The sequence below is a fragment of the Belliella aquatica genome (assembly GCF_014637795.1).
Taxonomy (GTDB): domain Bacteria; phylum Bacteroidota; class Bacteroidia; order Cytophagales; family Cyclobacteriaceae; genus Belliella; species Belliella aquatica.
The window spans coordinates 231,198-242,744 of record NZ_BMFD01000006.1; the positions used below are offsets into that span (position 1 = coordinate 231,198).

Here is an 11,547-nt window from a genome sequence, read left to right on the forward strand (position 1 = left end):
GCTTTGTCTAACATGGAATCCGTCGTATTATTGCAGCACCAACACGCTATGAAGCCTGACCTCAAACAAATACAGCAACCTATTGCCACGGAGATGGCGGAGTTCGAGAAGAAGTTTAGAGACTTTATGAAAAGTAAGGTCAAGCTACTCGATCATATCACCAACTATATCGTCCGACGAAAAGGGAAGCAGATGCGTCCTATGTTTGTTTTTTTGACAGCCGGGGTGAGTGGTCAGATTTCCGAGTCTTCTTACCGTGGAGCAGCTTTGATCGAATTGCTACACACAGCTACATTGGTGCATGATGATGTAGTGGATGATGCCAATTACCGTCGTGGATTTTTTTCTGTCAATGCGCTTTGGAAAAATAAAATCGCTGTTTTAGTCGGTGACTATCTCTTATCCCGCGGATTATTGCTTAGCGTAGATAACGGAGATTTTGAATTGCTGAGAATTGTTTCTCACGCAGTTAGAGAAATGTCAGAAGGAGAATTGCTACAGATTGCAAAAGCAAGAAAACTAGACATCACTGAGGAAGTATATTATACCATCATTCGTCAGAAAACTGCGAGTTTGATCGCTTCCTGCTGTGCTGTCGGGGCTGCTACTTCAGGTGCAGATGCTGTCATGGTTGAGAAAATGCGAGATTTCGGTGAGAAAGTTGGAATGGCCTTCCAAATTAAAGATGATCTTTTTGATTATGGCGAAGATGAAATCGGAAAGCCGGTAGGGATTGATATCAAAGAAAAGAAAATGACGCTTCCGCTAATTTTTGCATTGAATAATGCCTCTTGGTTAGATAAAAAAAGGATCATTTACATGATTCGAAATAGAAATGAAGACAAAAAGGCAGTGAATGAAGTGATCGATTTTGTGAAAAAGTCTGGAGGACTTGACTATGCCAATAAAGTCATGAATACTTATTTTGAAGAGGCCTTAGCTCTGCTCAATGAATTTCCCGATTCAGAATACAAAACTTCGCTAGAAGGATTGGTGAGGTATACGATTGAGAGGAAAAAGTAGGTTCATTTTGTCTAAGCGTAGATTGCATCTACGCTTTCATATCCACGGAATTTGAAATTCCAGAAAAAAAATAGCTAAGAAAAATCTTAATGTTCAAATTCTTTTCATTTACTTTGTAATTCAAAGTACTTTATATCTATGAGAAAACCAGAACAAGAGTTAGCTGAAATCAAAGCTATGATGGAGCGAAGCAGTCGCTTTTTGTCATTGAGTGGCTTGTCGGGTGTGTTGGCTGGAATCTATGCCTTAATCGGTGCTGGATTGGCATATTACTGGATTTATTTTCCATCATCCCCTTGGGGTGAAGGAGTGGAGTCATTAAAATCTAGCGTAATTTTTCAAAGACTCTTGATCGTAGCTTTTGTAGTATTGGTGTTGGCTATAGGAACAGCAGGTTTGTTAAGTCAAAAAAGAAGCTCCAAGGCAGCCAATCAATTTTGGAGTCCTGCCAGCAAGCGTTTTATGAAAGCCTTATTTATTCCAGTAATCAGTGGCGGATTATTTGCTTTTTCATTGATGCATGAAGGACAGTTTGAACTGATCGCTGCTGCAACTTTGGTTTTTTATGGATTAGGTTTGATCAATGCTTCGCACTTTACCTTAAATGAGATCAAAAATCTTGGATTTGGTCAATTGATCTTGGGCTTGATTGCAGCTTTCTTTCCTGCTTATGGATTGCTTTGTTGGGCTTTAGGTTTTGGAGTACTTCATGTGATCTATGGAGCAATCATGTATTACAAATACGAGCGATAAGGTGAAAGGTAACTACGACAAAGCTTTTGAGAATATCGTCAGACTGCGCGTGATGTCCGTCCTGATGGCCAATGAACAATATGATTTCAATGGCTTCAAGGAATTGATGGGAGTAACTGATGGCAATCTCTCTTCACATCTGCGAACTTTGGAGAAACAAGGTTATGTGGAAGTCGAAAAGTCATTTGTCGGGCGAAAGCCGCAAAGTAACTACAGTGCGACAACAGCAGGAAAAGTAGCCTTTCAAAATCACCTTAATTATCTTGAAAATTTAATCAACCAAAATAAAGAGTAAAAAAATTTTAAACATATACTTTGAAAAACAAAGTACTTTAAACTAAATAGGATATAGAAAATCAACAATTATCTAAAGAGATAAAACCTAAAAATCTCCTGCTAGCAGCGCTATTGGGAGCTTTCTTGCCATTTGCGCTTTTGGCAATTATCATTCTGACCAAAGAAGACGTTTTTGAGACATGGATGATATTTCCGCTCACCATCATCCCTGCAGGAGGGGCTTTTGGTGGGTTGTTTTTCTACCTGATGGGTTTCCAATGGTTTCCGGAAGGAAATCGTAAACTGATTGCTGTAATTTTTAGTACGCTATTCTATTTTGTAATTCTTTGGATCAGCTCAGTTTTGGCATTTTCGATTACAGGTCATTGGGATTAAGTAATATTAAATTTTAATTTAACAACAAGGCACAAAGCACATGATGAAGCAATCCATTATTTCACTTCAAGATCAGCCAGCTGAATTGGAGAAATTGTACAGAAAAAATAAAGTTGCATTCCGGCAAGAGTTCACAGCTAATTATGATCAAATCAAAGATCAACCTTGGGCAGAATTTTGGCAAGAAAGATTGAGCTATGATGCGGAATCCATTACTTGGGGGAGTTTCAAAGAATGGAGATTTGTGGTTATAGCAGCATTGATCGCTGGCATTTATGCAAAATTCCCTGCCATTTTTGATTTGAAAGAAGACTTCTTTTATCCGAGAAATATTGGCTTTTTGGTCTTTCCTTTTTTGACAGCCTACTTCGCTTGGAAAAATCAATTAAGTGAAAAAATCATAGCCACATTAGCTGTCATCTTGGGGATTTCGATGCTGTATATCAATGTCCTTCCCGCAAATGAAACAAGTGATACATGGGTTTTGGTGTGTATGCATCTGCCTATTTTATTGTGGGCTATTTTGGGCTATTCTTTTGTAGGGAAATCGTCAATTTCGGGTAGATTGGCCTTTTTGAGATACAATGGAGACACGGTCATCATGGGTGGGCTTCTGCTCTTGGGTGGAGGAATTTTGACAGGAGTTACTTTAGGGTTGTTTAGTTTGATAGGCTTGAATATTGGGGAGTTTTATATGAATTACATCGCTGTGTTTGGGTTGGCCGCAGCACCGCTTGTCGCAACGCAACTCACGCAAAGCAATCCTCAATTGATCAACAAAGTCTCTCCGGTAATCGCCAGAATTTTCAGTCCTTTGGTATTGGTGATGTTGGTTATTTACCTTGGTGCTATTGTCTTTTCTGGAAAAGACCCTTACAATGACAGAGAATTCCTCTTATTATTCAACGTCTTGTTGATCGGAGTGATGGGCTTGATATTCTTCTCAGTAGCAGAAACTTCTGCTGGAGAAAAGAGCCGCTCAGCAATCTGGATTCTTAGTCTGCTTTCATGGGTGACTATCGTTGTCAATGCCGTGGCATTGTCTGCCATCGCATTTAGAATATCTACTTGGGGTTTCACGCCAAACAGAACTGCCGTGTTGGGAATCAATATCCTCATGCTGATTCATCTGCTTCGTGTTTCCAAGACCTTAATCCAAGTAATCCGAGGTAAAGAACCTATATCCAAAATCGGTAAAAGTATCGTTGAATATTTACCTATCTATGTGATTTGGGTGATCTTGGTGGTGTTCACTTTCCCTTTGATCTTTGGATTCTGATAGGGGGTTTTTACCACGGATAAACACAGGTGAACACAGTTTTTCTGTAACCACAGAAAAGCGTATGAATTGGAGGGTAAATTCAGGGAAATTTACTCCTTTCAAAACGTTCCTCTGCGGTTTCATTTTTTGTTTAACCGCAGAGGAACGCGAAGTGACGCAAAGAAAAAAAGGTATTTCATTAAAACTCTTTAAGTCCCATCGGGACGACCGACATCCTAACGGTAGGTTTCAACCTACCGACAAAAATCGTTATCACCACCCCAAAGTCCCTTCGGGACGAACGATATAAACGCCTAAATGCTTCGATACCAGCCTTCAACCCAACTGAAAAATCGAAAAACTTTTAATTTTCCTCAAACTAAAAATACCAAGTATAAACAAACAGAATTGTGCTTTAAACAGAAAAACATGTAGATAAACCGTACTATAGAGTAAAAAGCACTTTAAATTTTTTCAAATATTTTAAACTAAAAACTTGCTTCTTTCTTTATTGTAAACAGCTTTATTAGTGGTCAAACTTTTAGAGTTATTAAAATCATATTTTAACCAAAATAAAATTTGTTATGAGTAAGAAGTTATTAAGTTTGTGTTTGTCAGCACTGTTTTTAGTACCATTTGTTGTTATGGCAGATCTTTGTGACGCAACTCCAAAAGCAGGAAAAATTTATGAAGCCGGGTGGTGTTATGAGGAGTTTAATAGGTGTTACAAACTTCCAGAAGGTGTGGAAGATGGAGATTGTTTTATTGAAGTATAAAGAAATAATTTTAAAATTGTAAATTAACCCACAGCTTTCTTAAGCTTTGGGTTTTTTAAAGATTAATATATGAAAAATGCCTTTAAGTGGATATTTATTTTTGTGATATTCTTTTCATGCAAGCAAAGTCAAGATTCGGAATCTGAAACAGTAAACTCGATTGCTCTAGTCCCAGTCAAGGAGGTTTCAATTGATTTGGGAAACACATTTCCGAAACTACACGGTAATCCAATATTTCTAAATGATGGAGGTCGTCCTTACTTTTTTATTCAAAGTATGAAAGGAATAGGAAAATTTGACCTTCGAAAAGGTGGGGAAGCTGTTGAAATATTGGAGTTAGGTAATATCAATGGTTATGTAACCCCATACGAGTCTGGATATACCTATATTACTCCATTGGAGAATAATAGATATTTGTCATATCATAATAATCGAGCTGAACTCTATTTAATAGACAATAACGAGATCAAGTTTAATACTAAGATTTCTAAATATGACCCAGAGTCTTTTTTGTTATCAGCAGGGGTTTACAGATCTATGGACTTTAATGAAGGGGTGTTTTATGGATTATATGATCTACCATATATTTATGCGGGGCCACCTTTTAAGTATGAAGACTTGACTCAATTGGTGATGTCTTTGAATGTGGATCAGCAGAAAGCAGAAAAACTTTTTCAGCTACCGGAAACTTACCTGATGAAGAATGTGAATATTTTAGATATGATTATTTCTTTTGTGAAAAATCCTGATACTGGTGAGTATATTATTAATTTTCCGGTTACAGACGAAATTTATATTACGAAAGATTTTGTAGAAGTTGAGCAACTCACCCTTTCACCCAAGAAGGATTTTGTTGATATGTCAAATAGAAAAGGCGAGAGACCTGGTGAATGGAAGAAGGAATATTATACAGGTAATGCTTTTCGAACAGTGTATTATGATCCATTTAGAAAACTGATCGTCAGACATTATAGAAAAGCCTTATCCGAAAATGAATTTAATAGGATTAGTCAGGATTCCTTCAAAATGCTCGATGAAAAGCATGAAAACAGGTTATTGTTTTCAGATCTGGAAGGTAATATTCTAGGGGATATTGATGTGTCGGCATTTAATCATTTCTACATGCATTTTGCAGAGGAAGGGATGTATATTTTGAATGATACCGATTTAATAGGGGAAGAAAACATGACTTTTACGCTCTTTGAGATTAACCTTAATTAGCAATAAAATAATTGAATGCAAAAATTCTGGCTTTACGCATCATTATTATTGACAATTGTTTCCTGTAAAACAGAAACTGCCAGCAATGATCCCAATGTTTTTATAGTAGATTTCAATAAAGAGATTACCATCAAATACTCTGAGCTTTTTGATGCTTTTGAAATCGTTCAGTTAAAACCACTTACACCAATAGGAAGTCTGGATCAATTGATTTATAGTGAAGATCAAATTATTGTAGTCGATCAGACGGTCAACAAGATGATTCATATATTTTCCAAATCGGGGGACTTTTTGGCCGAAATCAATAACAAGGGAAATGGTCCAAGTGAATTCATAAATCAAAGAGGAGTCAGGTTGTCTAAAAACAAAGAGGAGATATATTTTTATTGCCCCATCAATAAGAAAATTTTGATCTATGGATTAGATGGAGTATTCAAAAATGAGTATTATCTAAAAGACTTTTTATCAGTTGGGGATATGTTTGTGGTAGATGATGGGATTGTGCTTGTTGATTTTGTCCAAGATGATAAAGATAAGAAACTCATTTTTCTGGAAGATGATTTTATCAATTATCATTACCTAAAATACCCAAAAGAAGGTGCTCGTGAATTTGAATTTGAGGGCGGAAAGTCAGATTATTTTTTCCAAGGAACTGAGGAGATTTATTATAAAGAGATTATGCAGAACAATGTTTTCCGTATTCTAAAAGATAAATCAATTGAGTGCATAAGCATTGACATTGGTGATAAGGGTTTAAAAATGGGAAAAAATCGAACATATTCATTCCAAGAGATTTTTCAGGAGCAGATATTTCAAGATGCCTTTATTATGGGTGATGGTTTGGTGGACCTAGGGGATTACATTTTGATGGGTTTGTGGCAAGCTGAAAATTTTCAGATGATCATATCTGAGAAAGAAACCCAAAAAGCAGTTTTGCTTCGGACACTCGAAAATGATATGGATGGCATTTTGAAATGGGGACCTTTTACTAATTTTGATTCGCCTGGCTATTTTGTGTACCCCATTAATTATCATTTTCTGAATTCTATTATTGATATGGATAGTTTACCTGATGAGAAATACAAAAGTGAGATAAATAAAATAGGTGATGCCGATGCAGAAGATATTATCCTGCTAGTTTATAAATTAAAGCCTGATATCAACATCAAGTTTTGAGAAATCAATTTGGTTTCTTGTTTTTAATTCCCCCTCAGTATGTTATTCTATTCTTTGCGTCTTTTTTAACCGCAGAGCAACACAAAGTAACGCAAAGAAAAAAGGTGTTCCCAAAAATCCCTTTAAGTCCCATCGGGACGAGCGACATTCTAACGGTAGGTAGGTTTTAACCTACCGACAAAAATCGCTACCACCACTCCAAAGTCCCATCGGGACGAACGATATAGATGCGGAAGAATCAAATCTTCAATCAATTGAAAAACCAAAAAATTCTTAATTTTTCACAAACTAAATAATCATGTGTAAACAAATAAAGTAGCAATATAAACAGGTCGAATATGTAAATAACCTGCGAATTGAAGAAAAAAATGCTTTAAATTTTTTCAAATATTTTAAACTAAAAATTTGCTTCTTTCTTTCTTTCTTGGAAACAGTTTTATTTGTGGTCAAACTTTTAGAGTCATTAAAATCATATTTTAACTAAAACAAAAAGTGTTATGAAAAAGAAAATTTTATTCAGTTTGTTAGCGGGAGTGATGGCGCTTACATGGAACCCTATTGAGTCTTCGGCTGAAGCTAGTTGTGAAAATCATCGTTGTCATTCGGTTGGAATGGGATACTGTTTGCCAGGTCATCAAATTAGTTTGAGATCTAGTTGTGCATCAGAATTAGCCTGTTTAATAGGCGAAGGTTGTGATTGGACTTTAGACATTGATGTGGATTTTGAGTAGATCTAATGCTCAATTTAAAATTTAATATGAACAAAATTATCACCTGAATTCTTTGGGTGATAATTTTTACTTGATTAGAACTATGAAATATTTGCTTGTTTTAGTTTTAGCACTCAATTTTTTGAGTTGTAGACAGAAATTCCCAGATGAAAAAATTAAAATTTCATCTTCTATTGCTGACGATATAGTCAACTCAATTATTCTAGAAAAGATTTATTTTGATAGTACAAACTTATTCGGCAAGGGGAATTCATTTCTATTGGATGACCAGCTTTTTTTTCTTGACAAACTCAATTCTCAACTACTGAGATTCGATGCTGAGGGTCATTTTATTGATGCGCTTATTACCAAAGGTGAAGGCCCTTCTGAAATACAGCGGTTTGAGAGTTTTGCGATGAATGGTGATTTCAAATATTTTTTGAGTGGATATACCATCTATGAGTTTGACAGGAATAATGAACTTTCGCAGAGAACTATCTTGGACTTTTACCACAACAGTTCTTTGAAGGAGATTGAATCTAATCCGCAGCCAAATGATCCTGGGATTTATGAAGTGAAATATGTAAACAATGAAATATTTGTACGAGACGGGAAATTCTATACAAAAATAGAGACCTCTAACCCAAAGCTAAATTTCTTGATGCATAACAAGTACTATCAGGAAACTGCCAATTATGGTGAGTTTGATTTGAAAACCGGAAAGATTTTAAGAGTACTTGGGAAAAAGCCAGCTATTTACCTCAATTATAAGCATATCCCCCATTTTGATTTCTATTATCATGATATCGCAAATGAATATATTTACCTAAGTTTTGAGCCAGACTCTTTGATCTACATAGCCGATAAGGATTTTAATTTCAAAGAAGCCTTTGGAGTAAGTGGGGTAGGTATGTTGCAAGATTACATCCAAGTCAATAATTTGGAAGACTATGATACCTACTGGAGGCCAAATCGCGCACAAAAGGGTTTTTACAGGTATATTAAATATATTCCTGAAGATGATATGGTTTTTAGAACATATACAATAGGTGTTTCAGATAGAACTAGCTTTGACTACGGAGATAACCCTCAACGAATGCAGATTTATAAGGGGAAGGTGCTGATTGGAGATGTAGAAGTTCCTAATTATTTTAAAGTAATAGGAAAAATAGGGGATTACTATTACGCAGATGGATCGGATGAAAATCCAGATAACGAAGAGATTATAGTTTATAAATTTAAATTGGAATAGTTATGAAAGGTTTATCAAAAGTAATGGTGATAGTAATATTGAACACAATAATGTGTTTTCATCCAAACAATATAGAAGCTGGTAAGACTTGTGAATATGCGAGATGCCATGAAAAATATAATAATTGTGAGCCAGGGAGTGAAATCAGTTTTAGAAAAAAGTGTGATACTATCCGTTGTTATGTTGGAGAGACTTGCAGTATTGAATTTCAGTGGGGTGAGGTTGCTCCAAACTAAGGTTACTTATATTTCGGCTACCAGTCAATTTCTACCTTTTTAAATTGTATTGAAATGCGATTATCTCTTTTATATATTACACTTTTAATATTTGTGAGTTGTAAGCAAAAGGTTCAAAGTGTTGATGATACCATAATTATTACTTCGTCCAAGGTAGGTGAAGAATTAATTTCAACAATCAATTTAGAATTGCTTGAATTTGAGTATGATGAGCCTGTCGGGATTGGATTAACTTTACTGCATAATGAAAACTTTTATTTTATTGATAGATTGAGTACTCAGATTTTAGAGTTTGACTTTGAAGGGAATTTTAAGAGGAAACCGATCACCAAAGGGGAAGGTCCATCAGAGATTCAAAGATTTCATACTGTTTATTTTGGGAAAGATCAATTCTATTTTATCTCTGGATATACTGTCTCCGTTTTCAATAAAGATTTTAACCTAGTGAGACGGTTTGAGTTGGATTTCGAACATGGGAGTACGCTACACGAAATCGAGCATAACCCTACACCTGATAATCCTGCAGTATATGAACTTAAATACTGGGGCAATCAAGTTTTTGAAAATAACGGGTTTTTTTATGTAAAAATTGAATCAAGTAATCCCAAGTTCAATGGTTATGACCACAGAGAATATTATTTGTATGGGGGAACCTATGGAGAATTTGATCTCAAAACTGGAAAGGCTACAAGGGTATTGGGCAAAAGACCACCTGTGTATTTAAATTATAGTCATATCACATATCTTGATTTGTATTATCATGATGTTCATGAGAAGGAGATTTATTTGAGTTTTGAACCAGATTCATTGATTTACATAACCGATATGGAGTTTAATGTAAAAGAGGCTTTTGGTGTAAAGGGAATTGGTATGCATCAGGATTATATAGAAACTAAGCATCATGAAGAAGCAAGTAACTTGGTGTTTAGGATGAATAAAATACAGAAAGGATATTATAAGTATGTCAAGCATTTCCATGAGGATGGCATTACTTTCAGGACTTATACTTTAGGTATTCCAAATGATACTGTCCTAGAGCATGGTACAAATCCACAAAGGATGCAGATTTATAAGGATAAAGCATTGGTTGGTGATGTAGAAGTTCCCACTTCTTTTGCAATCATAGGAAAAATAGGTGATTATTATTATGCTGATGGTTCTGGTGGAAACCCTAATAATGAAGAGATTATAGTTTATAAATTTAAATTGGAATAGTTATGAGGAGTTTTTTTACATTGCTTGGATTGTTGTTGTTTTCTTTGGGAGCTATTGGGCAGACATATACTTTTGCTGTCAAGCGAGCAGCTGATGCTGCACCAGTAAGTTATGCTCATATACAAATCGGCAATTCTCTTCAAGGCGTTGTGACGAATTTAGAAGGAATGGGTACGCTGACAGTTTCTTCCAAATACTCAGATGACGAGATCAAGGTGTCATTCATGGGATATGAGGTCAAAATACTACAAATCAGACAACTTAAAAGAGACCAAATAAATGAGGTATTATTAGAAGAGAATGATATTGAGCTGAGCGGAGTCTCAGTAGTGGATATTGGCATTAGCCCATCTGATTTTTATCTCAAGACTATGGAAATGGTCGATAAGACTTTCTATACCAAAAGCTACACAGGACTAGCAAGCTATTCTGAGCAAGTCATAGAAGATGGAGAGCCAACTTTCGCTTATGAAATGGAGATATTGTATGATGCTCAAGGATTTCGAAAAGCTACTGGGAAAAATCAATATACCAACAATGATGATGTATATTTTAAACAACTTATCAACGTAGATGGTGAGCAAAAATATTCGTATGCTAAAGTTGGGGAACTTGTGGGTTTTGATTTTCCATATGGACCTCCAGATCAGATCCATGATGCTTTTATCACCGAGTTTTTATCTAAAAAGAGTTGGTTCGAAAGACTTACGCTACATAATCCAGAAGTTAAGGTTATTTCTAATTGGAGATTTGAAGATTTACTTGAAAATGAAGGAGAGAAATTTGTCAAGCTGGCTAGTAGAGGAAGCAAATCAGAGATTGTTTATTTGATTAACATTGATACTTATCATGTTAATGCTATTGAAGCAAAAATTCTTAAAGCGTCCTCCTCTCATCGAAATATCATGGGATACTACCATCATGGAGAAATTGATATTAGAATTGATTACTTTGTGGTAGATGGGTTATCTTACGTGAAGCAGGTGGAAATAAGTGAACTAAAAAGGATAGGTAATTCTCCAGAGCTTGGAACAAAAAGGGTTGCTGTTAAATTAGTTTTTCATGAACATACCAACGAAAAGCCTGATAAAAAGAAGAAGGTTGATATTGATTTTATTGACGATGTTGTGATGAAGAAAGGAAATTAATTGTATCCGTCCGATAAACCCCATATTTTCTGATTACTGTTTGGGTTGTAATCTTGCGTCATGAAAAAGATTAGCAACGACGAATATTACAAGCTGTTCACCAA

At 35.5% G+C, this 11,547-nt stretch carries 12 protein-coding genes; all 12 read left to right on the forward strand.

The features are described 5' to 3' along the window. Positions 1-48: 48 nt before the first annotated feature. Positions 49-1,023 carry a polyprenyl synthetase family protein gene (locus IEV57_RS11055; RefSeq protein ID WP_188442761.1) on the forward strand — a complete coding sequence of 325 codons (975 nt, stop codon included), beginning with the start codon at positions 49-51 and terminating at the stop codon, positions 1,021-1,023. Between the two features lie 138 nt (positions 1,024-1,161). Then, on the forward strand, positions 1,162-1,776 hold the full coding sequence (locus IEV57_RS11060; protein WP_188442714.1) for a hypothetical protein: 615 nt from the start codon (positions 1,162-1,164) through the stop codon (positions 1,774-1,776). Between the two features lies 1 nt (position 1,777). Beyond that, positions 1,778-2,071: a winged helix-turn-helix domain-containing protein gene (locus tag IEV57_RS11065; RefSeq protein WP_229744410.1), complete on the forward strand. Its 294-nt coding sequence runs from the start codon at positions 1,778-1,780 to the stop codon at positions 2,069-2,071. 113 nt (positions 2,072-2,184) lie between these two features. Next, positions 2,185-2,448, forward strand: coding sequence for a hypothetical protein (locus tag IEV57_RS11070; RefSeq protein ID WP_188442719.1), 264 nt, complete (start codon positions 2,185-2,187; stop codon positions 2,446-2,448). 40 nt (positions 2,449-2,488) lie between these two features. Continuing rightward, positions 2,489-3,727 carry a hypothetical protein gene (locus tag IEV57_RS11075; protein WP_308419875.1) on the forward strand — a complete coding sequence of 413 codons (1,239 nt, stop codon included), beginning with the start codon at positions 2,489-2,491 and terminating at the stop codon, positions 3,725-3,727. A gap of 566 nt (positions 3,728-4,293) precedes the next feature. Continuing rightward, positions 4,294-4,485 (forward strand): hypothetical protein, encoded by a 192-nt coding sequence (locus IEV57_RS11080; protein ID WP_188442721.1) that lies wholly within the window; start codon positions 4,294-4,296, stop codon positions 4,483-4,485. Between the two features lie 69 nt (positions 4,486-4,554). Then, a complete protein-coding gene (locus IEV57_RS11085; protein ID WP_188442723.1) occupies positions 4,555-5,706 on the forward strand; it encodes a DUF4221 family protein in 1,152 nt (383 codons plus the stop codon). Positions 5,707-5,721: 15 nt separating this feature from the next. Continuing rightward, entirely contained in the window at positions 5,722-6,882 is a 1,161-nt protein-coding gene (locus tag IEV57_RS11090) for a DUF4934 domain-containing protein (protein WP_188442725.1), read from the forward strand. A gap of 497 nt (positions 6,883-7,379) precedes the next feature. Next, a complete protein-coding gene (locus tag IEV57_RS11095) occupies positions 7,380-7,613 on the forward strand; it encodes a hypothetical protein (protein WP_188442727.1) in 234 nt (77 codons plus the stop codon). 82 nt (positions 7,614-7,695) lie between these two features. After that, positions 7,696-8,844, forward strand: coding sequence for a hypothetical protein (locus IEV57_RS11100; RefSeq protein ID WP_188442729.1), 1,149 nt, complete (start codon positions 7,696-7,698; stop codon positions 8,842-8,844). Positions 8,845-9,134: 290 nt separating this feature from the next. Continuing rightward, entirely contained in the window at positions 9,135-10,295 is a 1,161-nt protein-coding gene (locus IEV57_RS11105) for a hypothetical protein (RefSeq protein ID WP_188442731.1), read from the forward strand. Positions 10,296-10,297: 2 nt separating this feature from the next. Beyond that, a complete protein-coding gene (locus IEV57_RS11110) occupies positions 10,298-11,443 on the forward strand; it encodes a peptidase associated/transthyretin-like domain-containing protein (RefSeq protein WP_188442733.1) in 1,146 nt (381 codons plus the stop codon). Positions 11,444-11,547: the final 104 nt, after the last annotated feature.

Bases quoted from the DNA above. Each gene is read 5' to 3' on its own strand.
- IEV57_RS11055 (WP_188442761.1), top strand. From the start codon at position 49: ATGAAGCCTGACCTCAAACAAATACAGCAACCTATTGCCACGGAGATG.
- IEV57_RS11060 (WP_188442714.1), top strand. From the start codon at position 1,162: ATGAGAAAACCAGAACAAGAGTTAGCTGAAATCAAAGCTATGATGGAG.
- IEV57_RS11075 (WP_308419875.1), top strand. From the start codon at position 2,489: ATGATGAAGCAATCCATTATTTCACTTCAAGATCAGCCAGCTGAATTG.
- IEV57_RS11080 (WP_188442721.1), top strand. From the start codon at position 4,294: ATGAGTAAGAAGTTATTAAGTTTGTGTTTGTCAGCACTGTTTTTAGTA.
- IEV57_RS11085 (WP_188442723.1), top strand. From the start codon at position 4,555: ATGAAAAATGCCTTTAAGTGGATATTTATTTTTGTGATATTCTTTTCA.
- IEV57_RS11090 (WP_188442725.1), top strand. From the start codon at position 5,722: ATGCAAAAATTCTGGCTTTACGCATCATTATTATTGACAATTGTTTCC.
- IEV57_RS11095 (WP_188442727.1), top strand. From the start codon at position 7,380: ATGAAAAAGAAAATTTTATTCAGTTTGTTAGCGGGAGTGATGGCGCTT.
- IEV57_RS11100 (WP_188442729.1), top strand. From the start codon at position 7,696: ATGAAATATTTGCTTGTTTTAGTTTTAGCACTCAATTTTTTGAGTTGT.
- IEV57_RS11105 (WP_188442731.1), top strand. From the start codon at position 9,135: ATGCGATTATCTCTTTTATATATTACACTTTTAATATTTGTGAGTTGT.
- IEV57_RS11110 (WP_188442733.1), top strand. From the start codon at position 10,298: ATGAGGAGTTTTTTTACATTGCTTGGATTGTTGTTGTTTTCTTTGGGA.